Genomic DNA, 22,694 nt, shown 5'->3' on the forward strand with positions numbered 1-22,694 from the left:
CGTCGTCGCACGGCGCCCACGGTGCCACACGCGTGACGGCTAGGCTGGTAGGCGGCACGGGATTTTCCAGGAGAGGACCGATCGGATCATGGTGCAACCCGGTGGCGGCTTCGACCTGTCGCAGATCATGCAACAGGCCCAGCAGATGCAGCAGAAGCTGGTCGAGGCCCAGGAAGAGCTGGCCAACACGGAGGTGACCGGTACTTCCGGCGGCGGTCTGGTCACCGCGACCGTGTCCGGCGACAGCCAGCTCAAGTCGCTGTCCATCGACCCCAAGGTGGTCGACCCCGACGACGTCGAGACCCTGTCCGACCTGGTGGTCGCGGCCGTGCGGGACGCTTCGGCCAACGCGCAGAAGCTGACCGAGCAGAAGCTCGGCCCGCTCGCCGGCGGCCTCGGCGGCGGCATGCCGGACCTCGGCGGCTTCCCCGGGCTCGGCGGCTAGCTTGTACGAGGGTGTCGTCCAGGATCTGATCGACGAACTCGGGCGGCTGCCCGGCGTCGGTCCCAAGAGCGCGCAGCGGATCGCCTTCCACCTGCTGGCGGCCGATCCCGCGGATATCGCGCGCTTGCAGGAAGTGCTCGGCAAGGTCAAGGAAGGCGTGCAGTTCTGCGAGGTCTGCGGCAACGTCTCGGAGCAGGAGACCTGCCGGATCTGCCGCGACACCCGCCGCGACCTCACGGTCATCTGCGTGGTCGAGGAACCGAAGGACGTGCTCGCCGTCGAGCGGACGCGTGAGTTCAAGGGCCGCTACCACGTGCTCGGCGGCGCACTGGACCCGTTGTCCGGCATCGGGCCGGAGCAGCTGCGTATGCGGGAGCTGCTCGCGCGGATCGGCGGCGCGGAGATCAGCGAGATCATCATCGCGACCGACCCGAACACCGAAGGCGAGGCGACCGCGACGTACCTCGTGCGGATGCTTCGCGACTTCCCCGGCCTGACCGTGACGCGACTGGCGTCCGGTCTGCCGATGGGCGGTGACCTGGAGTTCGCGGACGAGCTGACGCTGGGCCGGGCGCTCTCGGGACGACGGGCGCTCTAGCGGAACTACCGAACCCAGAAGGCGGGTAGTTCACGACCTTGTTCGTGAACTGCCCGGCCGAACGGAAAGGAATGACGTTGTGCGGGCTCGAATAGCGCGGCCTGCGGTCGCGTTGGCATTGATCGCGGCGACACTCGTCGCGGCGCACAGCCCGGCCGCGTCCGCCGACGACAACACGACGACATTGAGTTTTTCGGCGCACCAAGACGACGACCTGCTTTTCATGAACCCCGACATCGCGTCGGACGTTCAGGCGGGCTACAACGTCTGGGTCACCTACCTCACCGCAGGTGAGCTGCCCTGCGAAAGCCACCACCCATGCGGTATGGATTACGCGGACACGCGGATCCAAGGTGAGCGCGCTGCTTACGCCGAGGCGGCAGGCGTACCGAATGCGTGGACGTACGAGGAAATGTGGTTCGGCGGTCATCCCGTCGCCGTCAATCACCTCGACGGGACGAACGTGCACCTCGTTTTCACCTACATCCACGCGGCCGCCGGGCCGGAGGACAACTGCGGGGACCTCTACCGGATGTTGCATGACGACTCCTATTCGGCGCGGCCGATCGACCGCCGGCCGGCATACACGAAGGACACTTTCGTCGGCATGTTGAGGTCGATCATCGACTACGTCAAACCCGACTACATGCGGACGCAGAGCACCGTCGGCCATCGGGAACGCCGAGGTGACGGTATTGCGGATAACGTCGACCATGTCGCCGGCGCGATCCTCGCGGCCGACGCGGACGTCGACGGTGCCGGCAACACGTTGATCCGCAGAGACGAATACCAGGGCTACATAATCACGGATTTCCCGGACAACGTGGGCGGCTACTGGCGGGATCGCAAGCAGCAAATCTGGAATCGCTACAAGCCTTTCGACAACCAGATGGGTCCGACTACCTGGGACAACGTGATGGGTAAGCAGTACCGACCGCAAGGCCGGATCTTCTGGCCGGGTACTCCTTGGGTTCCGCCGGGCGACTTCAACAACTGCTAGTTGTACTCATGAGATCGCGGTACTCGTTCAGGAAACTCCGTTGCCCGCGTAGTCGGGGATGAGCCCCGTCGACGATCTGAATCCGACGTGCTCGGTGGAGTCCAACGGGCGAGCCGCGTCCGGCTGGTGAGCCCGTACAAGCACCCTGCGCTACTAGGGATGGGAAACGAACTTGGCTTTCGCATGCGGCGTCGTCGAGCACCTCGACAGGCTCGACGGGCGAGAGTTGTCCACCGCCGTGGCACGTGCACGGCCAGTGAACTCGTGCCGAGCCCGCTTTGCCGAAGATGGCGGTCCGCCGCATGAGCTGTCCTTCGCGAAGAGATGCGCGGCAAGCAAGGAGGTGCACCGTCACGCTGCGTCTGCGCCGTCCTTCACCGTCGAAACCCGCGCTGTGTCTCTGCCCGTGAGGTCACACGATCAAGTGATCTTTCGGCGAAGATAAGGCGCCTCGGCGGAGCCGCACTTGAATACGACCACCGCTGTGGGGAAGGAGTAGGAAACACTCGAACGGGGTAATCGGCGCGGAGTGTGATCGTCGGCCAGGCCGGCTCAGCGGCGGCTCGGCCGGGACGGTCGACTACGGTCGTCCAGCAGGCGGGTTCGTCATTTCGTATCCGGGTCACCACGCTGCGTCAAAGGCAAGATCCCGGTAAAACAGCACCTGGCGCCGTGTGTAAAAATCTGCGTCGGCCTGCCGATCGGACGGCGAAAGTTCGCCGTGTACCCGGATGCGTGCGTCAGGGCCGATGAGCGAGGAATTCCGCAATGGATTGGCTTACCGCGATACCTGCTGTGCTGCTGTGCGCGTCGCTACTGGTACTGCCAGGCCTGCCGATCACGTACCTGCTCGGCCTGCGCCGTCTGACGGCCGTCGCGCTCGCCCCGGTCGTCGTGGTGGCCGTGGTCGTGCTGACGGCGATGGTCGCGTCGAAACTCGGCATAGCCTGGTCCCCGTTGCTGGTACTCGGCGTGTTCGCCGGGTTGACGGTGGTGGTCACCTGCGTGGTCATTCCGCTCCGCAAGCGGCTGCCGAGGCCGGCGACGGGCGACGACTGGCCGGTCGTCGGCGCTTCGGTACTCGGCCTCGCCGGCGCCGCCCTCCTGGGCGCGCTCACCGTGCGCCTGTCGATCCGCGGCCCCGAAGAGCTGATCCAAACCGAGGACTCCGCCTTCCACTACAACGCGATCGCGAACATCCTCAACACCGGCGACGCGTCCACGCTCATGATCGACACCCTTGGCGTGCCGGGCAGGGCCCACGGGTTCTACCCGGCCGCCTGGCACGACCTCGCTTCGCTGTTCGTCATGATCACCGGGGGATCGGTACCGGCGGCCGCGAACATCCTGTCGATTTCGATCGCGCTGGTCATTTGGCCGCTGGGCTGTGTCCTGCTGATGCGGCAGCTCGCCGGGCCGTCGCGGTTGGCGTTGGGGCTCGCCGGCCTGATGAGCATCGCCTTCGGCGCGTTCCCGTGGGAAATGCTCGGCTGGGGGATCCTCTGGCCTAATCTGCTGGGCCTTTCTCTCGTGCCCGCCGCGTTGGCCGCCCTCCTGTCCGTGGCGAAGCTCGCCACGGAGGACGCCATCGGCCGCGGCCGGGCGTGGCTGCTCGTCCCGATGTTCGGCGTGGCCGTGACGATCGCCCACCCGAACGCAGTGATCAGCCTGGCGGCGGTCGCGGTGCCCGTGGTGTTCGCCGGTTTCGCCCGGGCGTCGATCCGGCGGTACAGGGCGGGTCGTCGTGGTACCGCCGCCCTGATGGCGGCTCCGATCGTGCTGGCCGCTCCGGCGTACTGGCTGGTGGTCGTCGAATCCGGACTGTTCGCGGGCACCATGAACGCGGATTCGCCGCCGTTCGAGTCACCTTCGCACGCGCTGGGTGAGGCACTGACGGGGGCCACGAACGGCCGGGGCGCGGGCTGGGTGCTGGCCGTGCTCGTGGTCATCGGTGCGGTCTCATGCTTCCGGCAGCGGTTCCGGCGGTGGCTGGTGGCGTCGCACGCCATCTCGGTCGGCCTCTACGTGCTGGCCGCGGGGGTGCCGGGCGCGGGACGCCGGGTGTTCACCGGTTTCTGGTACACCGACTCCCACCGGCTCGCGGCGATGATCCCGATCACCGGGGTCCCGCTCGCGGTGATCGGGATCATCGCGGTGGTGGCCGCGGTCCGGTCGTGGCTCTCGTCGGCGAGGTTCCTGGAGCACCGGGGGACCCTGGCCGCACGGGGCTCCGTCGCCGCGCTCCCCGTCGTGGTCGTCCTGGTACTGGTCACGACCGGCGGACTGAATCTCCTCGATCATCGCAACCGGGTGCTGAGCGCATATCCCAAGATCGATCCGCTGGTCAGCCAGGAGGAACACGCGCTGTTCGAGCGGATCGGCGAGCGAACCGAACCCGGCACGATCGTGGCCCAGATGCCGTACAACGGCAGCCCTGTGGTGATGGCGCTGAGCGGTCGCCAAGTGCTGTTCCCCCAGCTCAACATCGGCAGGCTCACCGCGGACCAGATCTACCTGGCCCGCAATCTCAGCAAAGCGGCGACCGATCCGCGGGTCTGCGAGATCGTCGACAAGCTCAACGTCCGCTATCTGCTGACCAACGACATCCCGCGCGGGAACCTGTGGGACGGCCTGACCTATCCGACAGGGGAAGGCTTCCGCCAGATCGACCAAGGTGGCACGTTCAAGCTGTACCGCGTCACGGCCTGCGACGCTTCGGCCGACTGAAGGCGACAGAGACCGGCCACGCGCTCGCGGCGCGTGGCCGGGAGGCTCAGCAGTAGCCGAGCTGCGCCAGTGTGTTCACGACGATCTCGGACGGATGGTATTTGTCCATCCAGTTGTCGCCGCGGCGCGAGGTGTAGGTGTCGAGGAAGTTTCGCAGTTTGTCGCCGCTCATCTCGGTGAGCTCGATGTTGGCGCCGATCCCGACGTGCCGCTCGGTGCGGTTGCGGTGCACCGCGCACGGCAGGCCGAGGTAGCCGCATTCCTCCTGGAGGCCGCCGGAGTCGGTCACGACGTACTCGGCACGCGCGACCAGCGGCAGGAACTTCAGGTACCGCAACTTCGGCCGGATGATGAAGCGGTCGTCGAAGAGGTGCTCCAGCTTGAGGGCGCGCAGCTTCTCCCGCTCCGGCGCGCCCGCCATGTACAGCACCGGCATCTTGCGGCTTTCTTCACGCAGGATCTCCAGCACCTCGCGGTACTTGTCCGGCCGGGACAGCAGCTCGAAGCGGTGCAGGGTGGCGAGGCCGAATTTCTCCGGCAGGTCCTCGACTACCAGCGGCTGGCCGATGGCCAGGCGCATGGAGTCGATCGCGGTGTTCGCCTCGGTGTCGATCACGACGCCGCGGGTGTTCCGCAGGTTGTTCACCTCGCGAGAGGTCGGGGCGAAGTGGATGTCCACGACCTTCGCCGCGATCTTGCGGTTGAGCTCCTCGGGTAGCGGCGACAGGATGCTGCCCGACCGCGCACCCGCCTCGATGTGCCCGACCCGCGACTTGAGGATCCGCTTCCCGATCAGTGCGCCATAGGGCGTGGTGAACGTGTCGCCGTGCACGAGGACCAACGGCGGACGGCCGTCCGCGGTCAGCTCGGCGCGCAGTTCTTCACGGCGGCTCCACGCGGTACGCAGTACCTGCGTGGCCCACCCGGGCACCTGCGCGGGCGACTCGAGGTTGTGGGCCTTGTCCCGCGGCACCATCCAGAGGTCGGGTTCCGGGAGGTTCAGGTCGGCCACGACGTCGGCCACCTCGTCGACGTGCTGCGCGGTGAACCAGATCTTCGGCCGCATACCGCGCTCGACGATCCCGTGGTAGACGGGCGCGATCTTGATCAGTTCCGCGGTGGTGCCGAGGATGAAGGAAATCACCGTAAGTGCCCATTCTCGAGTCGGGTGCGGTGGGCCCAAGGATACTGACCGACCCACCGCCGGAGCTGCCGGGTAGCCTCGGCACCGTGAGTGCGAATCCGCTCGTCCCCTCGCTCAGTGTCGTGATCCCTGTTTACAACGAACAGGACTGGATCGAACGCAGTGTCGGCGCGCTGCTCGCCTCGGCCGAGGCGGCGAGCTGGCCGATCGAGGTCGTCGTCGTGGACGACGGCAGCACCGACGCCACGCCCGTGAAGCTCGAAGAGCTGCGCGTACGGCACGGCATCACCGTGCTCAGTCAGGTCAATTCCGGCCGTTTCGAGGCGCGCAGCGCGGGTATCGCGAAGTCGTCCGGCGAGTGGGTCGCGTTGCTCGACAGCCGCGTCATCGTCGGCCTGGGCAGTCTCACCTTCCTGCGCGAACAGCTTTCCGGACACCCTGAGCGCGCGGTTTGGAACGGCCATATCGACGTCGCCTCCGAGAACAATCCGTACGCCGGTTTCATGGCGGGACTCGTCAAGGTTCCCTGGCGCGCGTATTTCGCGAATCCGCGGTTGACGTCCTACGGCATCGAGGAATTCGATGTCTATCCCAAGGGGACGACATTCTTCTGCGCGCGGCGCGAACTTCTCGAAGGCTCGATCACCGCATTCGTCTCCCTCTTCGACGATATCCGCTTCGCGAGTGACGACACCCGCATGCTGCGCTGGATCGCCGAACGCGAGCGGGTGTGGCTGGCCCCCGAGTTCAACGCGGTCTACAACGGGCGCGACTCGTTCAAGAAGTTCGCCCAGCAGGCCTACTTCCGCGGCACCACCTATGTGGACTCCTACATCGGCTCGCCCGGCCCGGCCCGCAACGCCCTGTTCGGCGCGCTGGCCGTCGGAGTGGCCGGTCTCGCCTTCGCGGCGAAAAAGCCGAAGACGACGTTGGCCGCCGGAGTGCTCGGCGCCGTCGCGGCGGGTGAAGTCGTGAAGAAGTGCGGCGCGACCGGCCCGGAGGCCAAAGCGGTCACCAAGCTGCTGCCGGTGTTCGCCGGTGGGTTCGGTGCCGGTGTCCTGCGTGGCCTGGTCATGGCCGTCCGGGCCAGGCTCCGGCGCCGATGAGTTCCGCGGGCGTGGAGGAAGCGGGCGCGAAGGCCGGGACCGGAGCGCGGAGTGGCCGGACCACCGCGGGCAGTCTCGGCGGCTCGCTGCTCGTGTCGATCGGTCTCGGCTACGTCCTGACCGTCGCCTGCCAGCGCCTGCTGCCCCCGCAGGAGTACGCGGTCTTCGTCACCTTCTGGGGCCTGCTGATGGGTCTTGGCAGCACACTCTCGCCACTGGAGCAGGAGCTGTCCCGCCAGTCGGCGGTCGCGGCCCTCGACGGAGGCAGGGCAGGCCGCCCCGCACTGCGAGCGGTCGCCGTCGGCGCGGTCGTCGCCGCGGTCTTCTCACTGGCCCTGCTGATCCCGCCGATCAACGACCGGTTGTTCCGCGGTGACTGGACGCTGGGGCTGATCGTGCTGGTCGGCGGTGTCGCCTTCGCCTTCCAGTTCGGCACCCGCGGGCTCCTGATCGGACAGCACCAGGTCAAGCCCTTCTCCCTCCTGGTGATCGCCGAACCGGCGGTACGGGCGCTCGTCCTCGGCGTGCTGTTCGTGGCCGTCGCCTACAACGTCGTCACGCTGGCCATCGCGGTCGCCGCCGGCTCGTTCGCCTGGCTGCTGTTCGCCCGCCCGGCCCGCCGTCTGATCGACCCGCACGCGGAGGGCGACGGTTGGGGTGTCACCTCCCGCCGGATGGGCATGCTGCTGGTCGGCGCCGCGCTGACGTCGGCGGTCATCACCGGCTACCCCGCGTTGGTCGGCCTGCTGGCCCCTGGTGACGACGGCGCCCGGGTCGGCGCGCTGTTCGCCGCGCTGGTCATCGCCCGGCTGCCGCTGACCCTGATCGGACCGGTGCAGTCCCTGGTCGTGCCGTTCGTCGTCCGGCTGTCGACCACCGACGAGGGCCGGAACCGCCTGCAACGCGTGCTCGCCCTCGGGGTCGTGGTCTCGTTGGCGCTCGCCGCGCTCGGCGCCCTGGTCGGGTTGTGGCTCGGTCCGTGGGCGGTGCGGTTCGTCAGTGGCCCTGGCTACGACGTCGACGGCTGGTCGGTCGCGGGGCTGGTCTGGTCTTCGGTGGTGCTGGTGCCGATGCAGTTGCTCACGGCCGTGCTCGTGGCAAGGACGCAGGCGCGTCTCGTGCTGATCACCTGGACCGTGGTCACCGGGACGGCTTCCCTGTTGCTGCTGTTCCTGCCCGGTGACACCGTGTTCCGCGCGGTGGTCGCGCTGGCCGTGGCGCCGACGCTCGGCCTCGCGGTCGTGGTCGCGTTCGTGCTCCGCCGTGCCCCGAAGACAACCTCGGGCGCCGCTGAACCGTCTTCATAGTGGCCCAGTAAGGTTCGACCCACCGGGCCGAATCGGACAGGGCGGTGCCGGGGCCAGTGAGATTGGGACAGCGAATTCGATGAACGTGCTCCTCGTTATGCTCGCGTTCTGGCTGCCGGGCCTGCTGTTCGGCGCCGCGATCCGGCTTCGAGGCTGGACACTCGCGGGCGCCGCGCCGCTGCTCACGTTCGGCGTCGTCGCGATCGGTGTCCCGGTGCTCGGCGCGCTCGGTATTCGCTGGACCATGCTGAACGTGGCGCTCTGGACGCTGGTGGTGTCCGCCGTCGGCTTCGGGCTGGCTTACGCCGTGGCCAGATACACGCGGCGGCGCCATCCCGACTGGGAAGAGGACGAGCGGCCGGCGCGCAATGTCCGCGACCAGCTGCTCATCGGCGGCGGGGTGCTGGCCGGTCTCGTCGTCGGCGCGGTGACATTCCTGCGCGGCAACCGGAGCCTGGACAACATCCAGCAGGATTGGGACGCGCCGTTCCACGCGAACCTGGTGCGCTGGATCGCCGAGCACGGCGACGCCCGGCCCTCGACCGTCGGCACCATCGCGAACCTGCCGAACCAGACCGACTACTTCTACCCGGACACCTACCACGCGCTGCTCGCACTGGTCTTCGGCAAGAGCGGCCTGACGATCATGCCGACGCTGAACCTGGCGGCGCTCATGGTCGTGCTGACCTTGCCGTTCGGCGTCGCGGCGATGTGCCGCGCATGGCGGATGCCGGTCCTCGCGACCGCCGCCGCGGCGGCGGTGTCCACCTGGTTCACCGCCTTCCCGTACGACTCGCTGTGGCGTGGCCCGCTGTGGCCGTACGTCGCCGGCGTGGCGCTCGTGCCCGCGATGCTCGCCTTGACCCGCCTGCTGATCAAACCGAAGGGAATCGCCGGGCCGGTCGCGATCGGTATCGGCGTCGCCGGTCTGGCCGGGCTGCACACCAGCCTGATCTTCGTCATCCTGGTCTACTTCGTCCTGATCCTCCTGGCGGTGCTGTTCCGTTTCGAGGCGATCGACTGGCGCCGCAGCGCGTCCTCGCTGGTGGCGACGATCGTGCTCGCGGCCGCGTTCGGCCTGCCGATGGTGCTGCCCGCGCTGTACAACGCGAGCGGGGTGACCGCCGCCTCCTGGGCGTCGGAGACCACCGTGTCCGGTGCCGTCGGGCAGACCATCACGTTCTCGCCGATGGCTGCGTTCCCCCAGTGGTGGATCGGTGTCCCGGCGATCATCGGGGTGTTCCTGCTCGCCCGCCGGCGTCAGATGGTGTGGCTGGTAGGGGCTTACGTCGTACTCGGCGGCTTGTTCGCGGTGACCGTTTCGCTCGAAACCCCGCTGATCCACACCCTGACCGGGCCGTTCTACAACGACCACTGGCGGCTCGGCGCGCTCGTCCCGCTGGCGGGCACCGTCGGGTTCGGTGTGTTCGTGCACGCAGTGGCCGCCAAGGCCGCCGAGAAGATCGGGCAGCGGAAGCCAAGCCTCAACCCGGTCACGCTGACCGTCATCGGTGTGATCCTGGTCGGGCTGGTGGTGACCTTGCTGAGCAAGGGCGGGTACATCGGCCGCAACTCCGCCCGCGTGGCGTTGCACTACGGTGACGGTCCTTCGGTCAGCAAGGGCGAGGTGGAGGCCTACAACTGGCTCGGCGCGCACACCGTGCCCGGCGAGCGCGTCATGAACAACAAGATCGACGGATCGGTGTGGCTCTACGCCCTCACCGGGGTCCAGCCGGTCGAATGGTCCAACTACGGCGCCGCCTTCTCCACGAAGGCCGGCTATCTGAGCGTGTTCTTGAACGACATCGGCAAAGAGCCCCGTGTCCGGCAGACACTCACCGATCTGAAGGTGCGGTACGTGCTCGTCGGCAAGGGCAAGGTTTCCCCCAAACTGCAGACCCCGGTCGGTTTCGAGCGCATCGAAACTACTCCGGGTTTCAAACGCGTCTTCCGTAACGCGGACGCCTCGGTCTACGAAATCGAAGGTCAGCAAGGTGTGGTCGATTCCGGCGCGACCACCGGGGCCGACACCGCTCACGGCCAGTAAGAGGATAGAGTGATCCAGTGTCCAGTACGTCCGTGACCACGCGTCGCGTACTCATCGTGATGCCTGCTCTCAATGAGGAGGCCAGTGTCAGTGCGGTCATTTCCCAGGTCAAGAAGTCATTGCCGGGGATGGACGTGCTGGTGGTCGACGACGGTTCCGTCGACAACACGGCGAAACTCGCCCGCGCCGCGGGTGCCGAGGTCGCGCGCCTGTCGGTCAACCTCGGCGTAGGCGGGGCGATGCGCACCGGTTTCCGGTACGCGGCGGCCCGCGGTTACGACGTTGTCGTCCAGGTGGATGCGGACGGCCAGCACGACCCCGATGAGGTCGCGGCTTTGCTGGATGGGCTGAACGACGCGGATATCGTGATCGGGTCACGGTTCGCGGGTAAGGGCTCCTACAAGGCGAGCGGCCCGCGGAAATACGCGATGGTTGCGCTGTCCCTGGTGTTTTCGAGGCTCGGCAAAACCCGGCTCACCGACGTCACATCAGGCTTCAAGGCGATGGGGCCCCGCGCGATCAGGCTGTTCGCCGCGTACTATCCCGCCGAGTATCTCGGTGACACGGTCGAATCGCTGGTGATGGCGATCCGCGCCGAATTGAAGATCAAGGAAATCCCGGTGATCATGCGGGAACGGGTGGGTGGCACACCGAGCCATTCGCCGGTGAAATCGGCCGTCTATCTCGGTCGGGCCGGGCTCGCCCTGCTGCTGGCGCTCATGCGCCGTCGACCGGCTGTCGACTCGTCGGATTCGGCGTAAAGGAGCTATCATGGCTGGCTGGCGCATCCTCAGTATCGTCATCGCCTGTTTGGTGCTGTTCGTCGTCCTCGAGATGATGCGGCGGCGGAAGCTGCGCGAGAAGTACGCGGGCGTCTGGCTCTTCCTCGCCGTCGGCGTGGTGGTGCTCGCACTCGTTCCGCAGGCCGCGGACTTCCTCGCCGACGTCACCGGAATGCAGACGCCATCGAACTTCGTGTTCCTGATGGCCGGTGTGGTGCTCGCACTGGTCGCGTTGCATCTGTCGACCGAGGTCGGGCATCTCGAAGAAGAGGTCCGGACCTCCGTCGAGGAGATCGCGCTGCTCCGCTGCGAACTCGCCGACGCTCAGCGTGACCTGGAAGAACGGGTCGCCGCGCTCGAAGCCAAGACCGCGGCTCCCGACAACGTCAACGGGCTCCCCGAAGTGAGCCCCGCACGCGCACGCTGATCGACGCCCTTCTCGCGGCCCCGCCGAGGCTGGGCGCCGTCCGCGTACTGGCCGTCGACGGCCCGTCCGGTTCCGGGAAGTCCACGCTGGCCGGGAAGATCGTGGCCGAACTGGCCGGTCGCGGCGTCCGGGTGGCGCTGGTGAGCACCGACGAATTCGCCACCTGGGACGAACCCGTTTCGTGGTGGCCGCGGCTGGAAACCGGAGTCCTGGAACCGCTGCGCGCGGGCCGGGCCGGGCGGTACCGGCGAGTGGACTGGACCGGCGTCACCCCTCGGCCGGGTGATCAGGTCGAGATCCCCGTCCCCGAAGTGCTGGTGCTGGAAGGCGTTTCCAGCGGCCGCGCGCGGATGCGGCCGTCGTTGTCCCTGCTGACCTGGCTGGACGGCGGGAGCGAGGTCGAACGCCTGGACCGCGGTGTCGAGCGTGACGGTGAGGGATCCCGTGCGGAACTGCGGCGCTGGCAACTGTTCGAACGCGGGTGGTTCGCCGTCGATGGAACCCGGGCCGCGGCCGATCGCGTGGTCACCTGTCCGTGAAGGCCTCCTTGAGGGACCCAGAGTCCCTCAAGGAGGCCTTCACGGACTTCAGGACCCCGGCACGGCACGGCACGGCACGGGACGTTTGTGTCGGAGGCCTTAACTACTCACGAGACGGGACCGGTTGTCCTGTTTTGTCTGGCACCCATTGGTCGTAGTGGTGGACACCCATTTGAGTCAGTGACCCGGCACTCTACGCGTTAGTGGTCCGGAATTGATTACACTCCGTCCGGAATTGCGGACACCTTGCGGTCGTATTGGCCGTCGTGTAGCGCGATCGTAACCTCGCGTGCTTAAGTGCGGGCCGAGTTCCCGCTAGTGTCGGCGGGCACACCGATCGTCCGTGGAGCTCGAGTTTCCGACCGACCGACCGGACGGTGCCTAAACACCGAAAATCTCCTCAAGGGGTGCCAGATGCAGCAACTGCGGGTGACCCGAGCACGCCGTGTGGCCCTGATCGGGCTTGCCGGCGCACTCGCGGTCTCCATTTCCGCCTGTGCCGAATCGAAGCGTGAAGAAGGCGCAGGGGGTGGCTCGGGAGGCACGATGGTCTTCGGTGCCGCCGGTAACCCGAAGACGTTCGACCCGCTCTTCAACGACGACGGTGAGACCTTCCGCATCATCCGCCAGATGATGGACACGCTGATCATGAACAAGCCGGGGACCGCGGACCTCGAGCCTGGTCTGGCGGAGAAGTGGGAAGGCAGCAACGAAGGCAAGACCTGGACGTTCACCCTGAAGAAGGGGGTGAAGTTCCACGACGGTACCGCGTTCAACGCGGAAGCGGTCTGTTTCAACTTCAACCGCATGTTCAACATGAAGGGCGCCGCCGCCCAGAGCCAGATGATCTACTACGGCGACGTCTTCGAAGGCTTCGCCAAGAACGAGGGCGACGCTTCCGGCGACCCGGTGTTCAAGGACTGCCAGGCCAAGGACGAGTCCACCGCCGTCCTCAACCTGAACAAGGCCAAGGGCGCCTTCCCGGCGGCCTTCACGCTGCCGTCGTTCTCGATCCAGAGCCCGGACGCGCTGAAGAAGTACAACGCCGACGCCGTCACCCAGAGCGGTGACTCGTTCTCCTACCCGGAGTACGCGCTGAAGCACCCCACCGGCACCGGCCCGTTCAAGTTCGAGAGCTGGGACCAGGCCAAGGGTGAGATCACGCTGGTCAAGGCCACCGACGCGCCGACCCAGACGGCCAAGCTCGACAAGCTGGTCTTCAAGGTCATCCCGGACGAGAACGCCCGCAAGCAGGCGCTCAAGGCAGGCGACATCCAGGGCTACGACTACCCGTCGCCCGCGGACTACGGCCTGCTGCGCAACGACGGCGAGCAGGTGCTCATCCGCCCGTCGTTCAACATCCTGTACCTGGGCATCAACCAGAAGAACAACCCGAAGCTGAAAGACCCCAACGTCCGTAAGGCGCTGGCCTACGGCCTCAACCGTGCGCAGTTCGTGAAGTCGAAGCTCCCCGAGGGTGCCGAGACCGCGACGCAGTTCGTGCCGAAGGCGATCGACGGCTACAACGAGAACGTCACCAAGTACGACTACGACCTTCAGAAGGCGAAAGACCTGCTGAAGACGGCCGGCGCCGAGGGTATGACGCTGAAGTTCTACTACCCGACCGAGGTCACCCGGCCGTACATGCCGAACCCGGCCGACATCTTCACCTCGCTGTCCGAGGACATGAAGGCCATGGGCATCAAGGTCGAGCCGATCGCCAAGCCGTGGAACGGTGGCTACAAGGACGACGTCCAGAAGGCGGGCAAGCACGACGTGCACCTGCTCGGCTGGACCGGTGACTACAACGACGCCGGTAACTTCGTCGGTACCTTCTTCGGCCGCGAGAAGCCGGAGTTCGGCTTCGAAAACGCGGAGCTGTTCTCGGCCATTTCCGCCGCGGACGCCGCGCCCGCCGGTGAGGCGCACACCAAGGCGTACCAGGAAGTGAACCAGAAGATCATGGAATACCTGCCCGCCATCCCGATCTCCTACGGCCCCCCGGCGATCGTCGTCGGCCCGAAGGTGAAGGGCCTGGTGGCCAGCCCGCTGACCGACGAGCGCTTCTACACCGTCACGGTCAACTGATCCACCACCACTGAGCCACCAGGGGGTGGGCGCTACCGCGCCCGCCCCCTGTGGCCCATTCCCGGGCTGGCAACAAAGGAACGCACGTGCTCCGTTTTCTCGTGCGTCGGCTGCTACAAGCGATACCGACGCTCTTGATCCTGTCCATTTTGATCTTCGCCTGGCTCCGGTCCTTGCCCGGTGGCCCCGCCGGCGCCCTGCTGGGTGACAAGGCGACCCCGGAGAAGATCGCCGACCTGAACAAGCTCCTCGGCCTCGACGATCCGATTTTCGTCCAGTACTTCAAGTTCCTCGGCCGGGCGATCACCGGCGACTTCGGCAACTCGCTGGTCTCCGCCCAGCCGGTCATGTCGGAGATCGGGAACTTCCTTCCCGCCACGATCGAGCTGGGTTTCTGCGCGATGCTCATCGCGGTGGGTCTTGGCATCCCGTTCGGCTATCTGTCCGCCCGCTTCCGCGGCGGGACCGTCGACAACGTCATCATCGTGCTCAGCCTGGTCGGCGTCGCGGTGCCGGTGTTCTTCCTCGGCTACATGATGCAGGACCTGCTGGCCGCCCCGCTGGGACTTCCCTCGCAGGGCCGTCAGATGGCGGGTCTCGACGCCACCACCGTCACCGGGTTCGCGGTCCTCGACGGCATCATCACCCAGGAATGGGACGCCGCCTGGGACGCGATCACCCACCTGATCCTCCCGGCGTTCGCGCTGGCCACGATCCCGCTCGCGGTCATCGTCCGGATCACCCGGGCCTCGGTGCTGGACGTGCTGAACGAGGACTTCATCCGCACGGCCAACTCGAAGGGTTTGACCCAGCCGATCGTGCGGCGCCGTCACGTGCTCCGCAACGGTCTGCTGCCGGTGGTCACGGTCATCGGTCTGCAGACCGGGGCGCTGCTTGGTGGCGCCGTGCTGACCGAGCGGGTGTTCAACTTCCGCGGCCTCGGCTTCCTGCTCGCCGAAGGCATCGAGCGGCGTGACTACCCACGTCTGCAGGCGCTGCTGCTGTTCGGCGCGCTGGTCTACGTGCTGGTGAACATGCTGGTCGATGTCTCGTACGGGCTCATCGACCCGAGGGTGCGTGTCCGATGAACACCTTGCTGAACAAGAAGAAAGAGCCGATCGACAAGCTCGCGGCTTCGTCGGCGAAGGGCCACAGCCTCGGTGGCGAGGCGCTGCGCCGGATGATGCGGAGCCCGGTGGCCATCACCGGCGCCGTGATCACCGGCCTGTTCCTGCTGGTGGCGATCTTCGCGCCGCTCCTGGCGCCGAAGGATCCCTACGAGCGGTATCTGCAGAGCCAGGTCATCCTCGGCCAGGGCATCATCCCGGGCGCTCAGCCCGGTTTCCCGCTCGGTGTCGACGACTTCGGCCGTGACTACCTTTCGCGGCTGCTGGTCGGCGCGCAGAACACGCTGCTGGTCGGTGTGCTCGCGACGATCATCGGCGTCGTGGTCGGCATGATCATCGGTGGCCTCGCGGGTGCCTTCGGCGGCTGGGTCGACACCGTGCTGATGCGGCTCGTCGACGTCATGCTGTCCGTGCCGTCGCTGCTGCTGGCGATCTCGGTCGCCGCGCTGTTCCAGAAGCCGAGCCAGTGGACGGTGATCGTCGCGGTGTCGATGGTCAGCGTGCCGATCTTCGCGCGGTTGCTGCGCGGTTCGATGCTCGCGCAGAGAAACAGCGATCATGTGCTCGCGGCGACGTCGCTCGGCGTCAAACGCGGGGCGATCGTGTTGCGGCATATGCTGCCCAACTCGCTCGGCCCGGTCATCGTGCAGGCCACGCTGACCCTGGCGACCGCGATCCTCGAGGCGGCGGCTCTGTCGTTCCTCGGTCTCGGCGACCCGGACCCGAACCGGGCGGAATGGGGCATCATGCTGAGCCGCAGCGCTCGGCAGTTCCTCGACATCCGCCCCGAGCTGGCGTACTACCCGGCGATCGCGATCATCATCGTCGCGCTCGGGTTCACGCTGCTCGGCGAGTCCCTGCGGGAAGCCCTCGATCCGAAGAACAGGCGGTGATCTTTCATGGCTCTCCTTGAAGTACGTGACCTGTCTGCGCTGCGGATCGTCGCTGGAAGCCCTCGATCCGAAGAACAGGCGGTGCTGTAACACGATGGCCCTCCTCGAAGTACGCGACCTCAAGGTCGTTTTCTCCCGGCGCGGCGAGAAGCCGTTCACCGCGGTGGACGAGGTCAGTTTCGACGTCGAACCCGGCCAGACGGTCGGTCTCGTCGGTGAGTCCGGTTGCGGTAAGTCCGTGACCTCGCTGGCGATCATGCGGCTGCTCGCCAAACGCGGCAACCACGTCAGCGGTTCGGTGTCGTTCGAAGGCACGGATCTGCTCAGCCTGTCGGACCGGGAAATGCGGGACCGCCGGGGCCGTGACCTCGGCATGGTGTTCCAGGACCCGCTGTCCTCGCTGAACCCGGTCATCCCGATCGGGCTGCAGATCACCGAGGTGCTGGAGCGGCACCGCGGGATGTCGCGCAAGGTGGCGTCGGTGGAGGCGGCGGAACTGCTGGACAAGGTCGGCATCCCCGACCCGGCACGGCGGCTGACCGAGTACCCGCACCAGCTTTCCGGCGGGATGCGGCAGCGCGCGCTGATCGCGATCGCGCTGGCGTGCCGTCCGCGGCTGCTCATCGCCGACGAGCCGACCACCGCGCTCGACGTGACGATCCAGGCGCAGATCCTCGCGCTGCTGCGGGAACTGGTGCAGGACACCGGGACCGCGCTGATCATGATCACGCACGACCTCGGTGTCGTCGCCGGGCTCTGCGACGAGGTCAACGTGCTCTACGGCGGCAAGATCGTCGAGCGGGCGGAGCGGCACTCGTTGTTCGCCGAGCCTCGGCACCCGTACACGCACGGCCTGCTCGCCTCGATCCCGCGGCTCGACGCGGGCCGCGGCGAGAAACTGGTCCCCATCAAGGGATCCGTCGCCGACAACATCCCGTGGGACGGCGGTTGCGCCTTCGCGCCCCGCTGCCCGAACGCTCTCGGCGTGTGCCGGGAGGTTTCACCGCAGCTGACCCCCGATCGCGGTGGACTGCTGCGCTGCCACAACCCGGTGATCCCGGCCGTGGCCGCACGAGGAGGGGTCCGATGACGCACGCGGTACCGGAGCAGGAAGTGCTGCTCGAGGTCAACGACCTCAAGGTGCACTTCCCGATCAAACGCGGCATCGTGATCGACCGGACGGTCGGGTACGTGTACGCCGTGGACGGTGTCGATCTGGCCATCCGCAAGGGTGAAACCTACGGTCTGGTCGGGGAATCCGGCTGCGGGAAGTCCACTTTGGGCAGGGCGATCCTCCGGCTGACCGAGCTGACGAACGGCAACGTCGTCTTCGACGGCACCGACGTCGCGGGCCTCAGCGGCGAAGACCTGCGCAAGGCCCGTCGCCGGATGCAGATGGTGTTCCAGGACCCGATGTCCTCTTTGGACCCTCGGCAGTCGGTGGAATCCATTCTGACCGAAGGGATGAAGGCGCACGGCCTCGCCAAGGACAAGGAGGCGACGGCCAAGCGGCTGCGCGAACTCCTGGCCGCCGTCGGTCTTCCGGAGTCCTCGTTGCGGAAGTATCCGCACGAGTTCTCGGGCGGCCAGCGTCAGCGCATCGGTATCGCGCGGGCGCTCGCGGTCGAGCCGGACCTGATCGTCGCCGACGAACCGGTGTCCGCGCTGGACGTCTCGGTGCAGGCGCAGGTGGTCAACCTCCTCGAGGATCTGCAGGAGAAGCTCGGGCTCACGTATCTGGTGATCGCGCACGACCTCGCGGTGGTGCGGCACATCTCCGACCGGATCGGCGTGATGTACCTCGGTTCGCTGGTCGAAGAGGCCGGCGCCGACACGCTGTACGAGAACCCGCTGCACCCGTACACGCGGGCGCTGCTTTCGGCGATCCCCGTGCCGGACCCGACGGTGGAGGACAGCCGGGAGCAGATCCTGCTCGCGGGCGACCTGCCCTCGCCGGCGCGGCCGCCGTCCGGGTGCCGGTTCCACACGCGCTGCCCGTGGAAGCAGCAGAGCCTGTGCGACACCGACCGCCCGCAGCTGCGGGAGATCGGCGCCGGGCACCGGGTCGCCTGCCACTACGCGGAGGACATCCGCGACGGGCGGATCAAACCGCACGAGGTCAAGGCGGAACTCGTCGGTGCCGGGGAGCTGAACCCCGACGTCGGCGGGCTGCCGGACGTCGGCTCTGCGGCGGAGATCCTCTAGCCCTTTGTGAAGCGCGTGAAGGCCCCCTTCCCTCGGCTGAGCCGAGGGAAGGGGGCCTTCACGCGCTCGCCCGCTTTTCGTCCTCTAAATGCGGGCAGTCGGCGCGCTCGGCCGCGTTGCGAAAGCCACTTTCGCAACGTTGAAGGTTGCGAAAGTGGCTTTCGCAACACGCGGCCGTCGCCGAGGACGCCAAGGCCTGTCCGCATTTAGAGGACTAAATGTGTGGGTGACGGCGCCAAGCTTGCCCGCATTGAGAGGACGAAATGCGTGGGTGAGGCGCCGAGCTTGGCCGCATTGAGAGGAACGAAATGCGTGGGCGGAGGGCGTCGAGCTTGTCCGCATTTAGAGGACTAAACGCGTGGGTGGGGGCGTCGAGCTTGTCCGCATTGAGGGGACGAAATGCGTGGGCGGAGGGCGCCGAGCCTGTCGGCATTGAGAGGACGAAATGCGGCCAGTCGCTGACCGGCGCGGAAGGGCGCGATCGGGCAGACTCGGTGTCATGCGGGTCACAGTGCTGGGAGCGTCGGGGCGGACGGGGATCCACGTGGTCCGGCTTTTGCGGAGCCGGGGTCATCAGGTGCGGGCGGGGCTGCGCAGCCGTCGCCGCGCGGAGGAGGTCGCCGGTCTCGGCGCCGAAACCGTCGTCGCGGACGTCACCGCCGACGCGGAAGACCTCGTCGAGGCGCTCGCCGGCTCCGAGGTGGTGATCAGCGCGATCGGCGCACCCGATCCCGATCAGGCCTCGGTCGACCTCGTCGACCGCGACGGCGTGATCACCGCGATCCGCGCCGCCGAGAAGGCCGGTGTCTCCCGGTTCGTGCAGCTTTCCGCGCAGTTCGCCGATTCGCCGGACCAGGGCGATCGCCTGGTGCGGTCGATCCTGATGGCGAAGCAGATCTCCGACAGTGTCCTGCGGCGCTCCAGCCTGAACTGGACGATCGTCCGGCCCGGCACGCTCACCGACGACCAGCCCACCGGCCACGTCAAGATCGCCGGCCATCTCGAACCGGGCCGAGTCTCCCGCGCGGACGTCGCCGCCGTCCTGGTCGCCACGCTGGAGGAGCCGCTGACCGAGAACCAGGGTTTCGACGTCATCGGCGGCGAGATCCCGATTCCCTCGGCGCTGGCCTCGTTCAGCTGAGCGCTTTCTTCCGCTCCCGCGCCGCCCGCAGGTTCGCGACGTTCCCGCAGGTGCGCACGTCGTGCCAGACGCCGCTGTTGTTGCGCGAGACGTCGTAGAACGCCGAGCGGCAGCCGTCGAGGCGGCACAGTTTCAGCCGCGGCCAGATCCCGGCCTGCTGCGCGAGCAACGTCTCCGTCCACAGCGCCGACGCGAGCCACTGCCGTCCGGTGCCGGACGGGAACAGCCGGACGACGCCGTCCCGCAGCGTCAGATCCGCTTTGACCGGTTTGCCGAAGTCGGCATCCCCGCCTTCCACCAGCGAAACGAACGTCTCTCGCAGGTCGCGAAGCGCGCGAAGGTCGCCCGGTCCCAGCGTGATCTCGGGCACCTCGGTGTCCCTGGCCCGCGACCATTCCGCCAGCGCCTCGGCGGCCCAAGGCCGCGTCAGGTCGGCGTCGCTGAGCAGGTCGAGGCCGTAGGTCTTGATCGCCTTCGTGTTGAGGAAGTCCTGAACGAGCGCCAGCCCCGAGGGGGCGGTGCGTAACCGGTAGCGGTCCGTCGCGGTCCATGACATAGGTCAAGCGTACTTGACTCTGTCAGATCGCGTCGCCATGCTGACGACAGAGGCAAACAAAGAACACTTCTGTCAAAGGAGTCACGATCATGACCTCCATCGAAGGCGCCGTCGCCCTGGTCACCGGCGGACAGCGCGGACTCGGCAAGGCGTTCGTCGCCGAACTGCTCGACCGCGGCGCCGCCAAGGTCTACGCGACCGCCAGGGCGCCGCGAGAAGAGACCGACCCGCGGATCGTCCCGCTCCCGCTCGACGTCACCGCCCCGGAATCCGTCCACGCGCTGGCGGAGAAGGCGGGCGACGCCACGATCGTCTTCAACAACGCCGGCGTCCTCGGCCTCGGTTCGCTTCTCACCGAAGACGTCGATGCGCATCGCCCGGTCTTCGAGACGAACGTCTTCGGCCCGCTGCGGATCGCGCAAGCGTTTGCGCCGCAGCTCAAGGATGGCGGAGCGCTGGTCAACGTGCACTCGATCCTGTCGTGGGCGGCGGGCTCGGGCTCCTACGGCGCGTCGAAGGCCGCCTTCTGGTCACTCACCAATTCGCTCCGCATCGAGTTCGCCGAACAGGGCACCCACGTCGTCGGCGTCCACCTCGGCTACACCGACACCGACATGACTCAGGGCCTCGACATCCCCAAGAACGACCCGCGCGACGTCGCCCGCCAGGTCGTCGACGGGCTGGAGAAGGGCGAGACCGAGGTGCTCACCGACGACCTCACCCGCCACGTCAAGGCCGCGCTGTCCGGCCCCGTCGAGCACCTGGGCACCAGCCGGATCGGCGCGTAGAAAACGGTTGGCGTACGGCCGCCGGCCCGAGGTAGTTTCGCCGCCATGTGTGCTTCCGCGTTCACCAGGAACCGCCGCGCCTAGCGGCGGATCCCCAGCGTCCAGCAAGGAACCGCCGCCCGAGCGAGTCATCGCCGGGCAGGCATCGTGCCGCCCGGCTCCCCTCGAAGCCGCGGAGATCCCTTGCGCACACAGCGTCCTGGCCGTCACGAACTCGGCCAGAACTTCCTCATCGACCGGAACACCATCGAAACCGTCGTGAAGCTCGTCGCCGCGACCGGCGGGCCGATCATCGAGTTCGGCACGGGCGACGGCGCGTTGACCCTGCCACTGGAACGGCTCGGCAGGCCCCTGACCGGTATCGAGATCGACGGCCGCCGCGCCGCCAGGCTGGCGGGCCGCGTCCGGCCGTCCACGGAGATCGTCACCGCGGACTACCTGCGGTTTCCCCTGCCGCGGGCGCCGCACGTACTGGTCGGCAATCTGCCGTTCCACCTGACCACCGCGACGCTGCGCCACGTCCTCGCCGCTCCCGGCTGGACGGACGCCGTCCTGCTCATGCAGTGGGAGGTGGCGCGCCGCCGGGCCGGGGTCGGTGGCGCGACCATGATGACCGCGCAGTGGTGGCCGTGGTTCGACTTCCGGCTGGCGGGCCGGGTGCCCGCGGCGGCGTTCCGCCCGAGGCCCGGGGTCGACGGCGGTCTGCTCACCATGACCCGCCGCGAGCGTCCGCTCGTCGAAGACGCGGATCGTGTGCGCTACCAGGAGTTCGTGCGGCGGCTGTTCACCTGTCCCGGCAAGGAAGTCGTGCCCAAACGCCTCACCGCACACCAGTGGGCTGAGGAGTTTCGGCTTCGGCGAGGAAATCCGGCTCGCGCACGCGGCGCTTCGCCGAACCGAACAGGACCCCGCCGATGACCACGGCCGCCGCGATGATCTCCAGCAGGGACGGCCGCTCGTCGAGGACGAGGAACGCCATCGACAGCCCGACCACCGGCACCAGCAGGGAGAACGGCGCGACGACACCCGCCGGGTTGCGGCGCATCAGCGACGTCCAGATCCCGGAGCCGACGATCGTGCCGAACAGCACGACGTAGGCGAGCCCGCCGAGGCCGATCAGCCCGGTCGGGGTGCCCAGCGTGGCCAGCGAATGCCCGATCTCGGCGGGACCCTCCATGACCAAGGACAGCGCGAACATCGGCAGCGGCGGCACCACGGACATCCAGAGGACGAAATTCAGCGGGTTGTCCGGTGCCGCCTGCCGGGTGCTCAGGTTGCCGAACGCCCAGCTCAGCGCGCCGAGCAGGGTCAGGATCACCGGCAGCAGGGCGGCGTTCCCCGCCTGCTGCCAGGCGATCGTCGCCATCCCGGCGACGGCGAGCAGGATGCCGGTGAGCTGCCGCCCGGACACGCGTTCGCGCAGGAAGACGGCGCCGAGCAGGACGGTGAACGGCGCCGACGCCTGCAGTACCAGCGAGGCGAGACCGGTCGGCATGCCGGTGTCCATCGCGATGAAGAGGAACACGAACTGCCCGGTGCCGAAGCCCAGCCCGTAGCCGAGCAGGTGGCGGATCTTCACCTTCGGCCACGGCACGAACAGGATCGTCGGGATCGCGATGACCGCGAAGCGCAGCCCGCCGGCGAAGACGGGCGGGAACTGGCCGAGGGTGGCGTGGATGGCGAGGAAGTTGCAACCCCAGAGGACGGCGACGAGCAGGGCGAGCAGACGATCGCGGGCGGGCATGTCTTCACTCTTACGTGGGATGACCATTTA

21 protein-coding genes are annotated in these 22,694 nt (G+C 67.6%); 18 read left to right on the top strand and 3 right to left on the bottom strand.

Features of this window, described 5'->3' with window-relative positions:
* The first annotated feature begins 88 nt into the window (after positions 1-88).
* The 4 genes from ACLJQ7_RS09130 (at position 89) to ACLJQ7_RS09145 (ending at position 4,770) form a co-directional block, all read left to right on the top strand.
* The gene (locus tag ACLJQ7_RS09130) at positions 89-445 is read left to right on the top strand and encodes a YbaB/EbfC family nucleoid-associated protein (RefSeq protein ID WP_007035126.1); all 357 of its coding nucleotides are present in this window, start codon (positions 89-91) and stop codon (positions 443-445) included.
* Position 446: 1 nt separating this feature from the next.
* A complete protein-coding gene (recR, locus tag ACLJQ7_RS09135; protein ID WP_005166260.1) occupies positions 447-1,043 on the top strand; it encodes a recombination mediator RecR in 597 nt (198 codons plus the stop codon).
* 79 nt (positions 1,044-1,122) lie between these two features.
* Complete coding sequence (locus tag ACLJQ7_RS09140; RefSeq protein ID WP_410647655.1) at positions 1,123-2,043, top strand: PIG-L family deacetylase; 921 nt, start codon at positions 1,123-1,125, stop codon at positions 2,041-2,043.
* Positions 2,044-2,811: 768 nt separating this feature from the next.
* Complete coding sequence (locus ACLJQ7_RS09145) at positions 2,812-4,770, top strand: DUF6541 family protein (RefSeq protein ID WP_410647656.1); 1,959 nt, start codon at positions 2,812-2,814, stop codon at positions 4,768-4,770.
* A gap of 46 nt (positions 4,771-4,816) precedes the next feature.
* Here ACLJQ7_RS09145 and ACLJQ7_RS09150 read toward each other — a convergent pair whose 3' ends face one another.
* Entirely contained in the window at positions 4,817-5,914 is a 1,098-nt protein-coding gene (locus ACLJQ7_RS09150) for a UDP-N-acetylglucosamine 2-epimerase (protein WP_410647657.1), read from the bottom strand.
* An 86-nt stretch (positions 5,915-6,000) separates the two neighbouring features.
* Here ACLJQ7_RS09150 and ACLJQ7_RS09155 point away from each other — a divergent pair, with 86 nt between their 5' ends.
* The 12 genes from ACLJQ7_RS09155 to ACLJQ7_RS09210 all read left to right on the top strand — a co-directional run bounded on the left by ACLJQ7_RS09155 (position 6,001) and on the right by ACLJQ7_RS09210 (position 19,576).
* The gene (locus ACLJQ7_RS09155) at positions 6,001-7,020 is read left to right on the top strand and encodes a glycosyltransferase family 2 protein (protein ID WP_410647658.1); all 1,020 of its coding nucleotides are present in this window, start codon (positions 6,001-6,003) and stop codon (positions 7,018-7,020) included.
* A complete protein-coding gene (locus ACLJQ7_RS09160) occupies positions 7,017-8,327 on the top strand; it encodes a lipopolysaccharide biosynthesis protein (protein ID WP_410647659.1) in 1,311 nt (436 codons plus the stop codon). Before ACLJQ7_RS09155 ends, ACLJQ7_RS09160 begins: the two co-directional genes overlap by 4 nt.
* 79 nt (positions 8,328-8,406) lie before the next feature.
* Complete coding sequence (locus ACLJQ7_RS09165) at positions 8,407-10,374, top strand: DUF6541 family protein (RefSeq protein WP_410647660.1); 1,968 nt, start codon at positions 8,407-8,409, stop codon at positions 10,372-10,374.
* A gap of 59 nt (positions 10,375-10,433) precedes the next feature.
* Positions 10,434-11,135 carry a glycosyltransferase family 2 protein gene (locus tag ACLJQ7_RS09170; RefSeq protein ID WP_410647888.1) on the top strand — a complete coding sequence of 234 codons (702 nt, stop codon included), beginning with the start codon at positions 10,434-10,436 and terminating at the stop codon, positions 11,133-11,135.
* Between the two features lie 10 nt (positions 11,136-11,145).
* Positions 11,146-11,583, top strand: a complete 438-nt coding sequence (locus ACLJQ7_RS09175) for a DUF2304 domain-containing protein (protein WP_410647661.1) — start codon at positions 11,146-11,148, stop codon at positions 11,581-11,583.
* The gene (locus tag ACLJQ7_RS09180) at positions 11,580-12,122 is read left to right on the top strand and encodes a uridine kinase (RefSeq protein ID WP_410647889.1); all 543 of its coding nucleotides are present in this window, start codon (positions 11,580-11,582) and stop codon (positions 12,120-12,122) included. Before ACLJQ7_RS09175 ends, ACLJQ7_RS09180 begins: the two co-directional genes overlap by 4 nt.
* Before the next feature lie 546 nt (positions 12,123-12,668).
* Positions 12,669-14,210, top strand: coding sequence for an ABC transporter substrate-binding protein (locus tag ACLJQ7_RS09185; protein ID WP_410647662.1), 1,542 nt, complete (start codon positions 12,669-12,671; stop codon positions 14,208-14,210).
* A gap of 86 nt (positions 14,211-14,296) precedes the next feature.
* Positions 14,297-15,298, top strand: coding sequence for an ABC transporter permease (locus ACLJQ7_RS09190; RefSeq protein WP_410647663.1), 1,002 nt, complete (start codon positions 14,297-14,299; stop codon positions 15,296-15,298).
* A complete protein-coding gene (locus ACLJQ7_RS09195) occupies positions 15,295-16,230 on the top strand; it encodes an ABC transporter permease (RefSeq protein WP_034314615.1) in 936 nt (311 codons plus the stop codon). The genes ACLJQ7_RS09190 and ACLJQ7_RS09195 overlap by 4 nt, the downstream gene beginning before the upstream one ends.
* Positions 16,231-16,324: 94 nt before the next feature.
* Positions 16,325-17,320, top strand: coding sequence for an ABC transporter ATP-binding protein (locus ACLJQ7_RS09200; protein WP_410647664.1), 996 nt, complete (start codon positions 16,325-16,327; stop codon positions 17,318-17,320).
* On the top strand, positions 17,317-18,435 hold the full coding sequence (locus ACLJQ7_RS09205; protein ID WP_410647665.1) for an ABC transporter ATP-binding protein: 1,119 nt from the start codon (positions 17,317-17,319) through the stop codon (positions 18,433-18,435). Before ACLJQ7_RS09200 ends, ACLJQ7_RS09205 begins: the two co-directional genes overlap by 4 nt.
* A 499-nt stretch (positions 18,436-18,934) precedes the next feature.
* The gene (locus tag ACLJQ7_RS09210) at positions 18,935-19,576 is read left to right on the top strand and encodes an SDR family oxidoreductase (RefSeq protein ID WP_410647666.1); all 642 of its coding nucleotides are present in this window, start codon (positions 18,935-18,937) and stop codon (positions 19,574-19,576) included.
* Here ACLJQ7_RS09210 and ACLJQ7_RS09215 read toward each other — a convergent pair.
* Entirely contained in the window at positions 19,569-20,132 is a 564-nt protein-coding gene (locus ACLJQ7_RS09215) for a CGNR zinc finger domain-containing protein (protein WP_410647667.1), read from the bottom strand. The genes ACLJQ7_RS09210 and ACLJQ7_RS09215 overlap by 8 nt on opposite strands.
* An 89-nt stretch (positions 20,133-20,221) precedes the next feature.
* On the opposite strand from ACLJQ7_RS09215, the gene ACLJQ7_RS09220 reads away from it, so the two are divergent.
* Both ACLJQ7_RS09220 and erm read left to right on the top strand, forming a co-directional pair.
* Positions 20,222-20,920 (top strand): SDR family oxidoreductase, encoded by a 699-nt coding sequence (locus ACLJQ7_RS09220; protein ID WP_410647668.1) that lies wholly within the window; start codon positions 20,222-20,224, stop codon positions 20,918-20,920.
* Positions 20,921-21,103: 183 nt separating this feature from the next.
* Entirely contained in the window at positions 21,104-21,838 is a 735-nt protein-coding gene (gene erm / locus ACLJQ7_RS09225; protein ID WP_410647669.1) for a 23S ribosomal RNA methyltransferase Erm, read from the top strand.
* Here the strand turns inward: erm and ACLJQ7_RS09230 are convergent.
* Positions 21,741-22,664, bottom strand: a complete 924-nt coding sequence (locus tag ACLJQ7_RS09230) for an EamA family transporter (RefSeq protein ID WP_410647670.1) — start codon at positions 22,662-22,664, stop codon at positions 21,741-21,743. The two genes, erm and ACLJQ7_RS09230, sit on opposite strands and share 98 nt — an antisense overlap.
* Positions 22,665-22,694: the final 30 nt, after the last annotated feature.

The sequence above is a fragment of the Amycolatopsis sp. cmx-4-54 genome, assembly GCF_046548895.1.
GTDB lineage: Bacteria > Actinomycetota > Actinomycetes > Mycobacteriales > Pseudonocardiaceae > Amycolatopsis.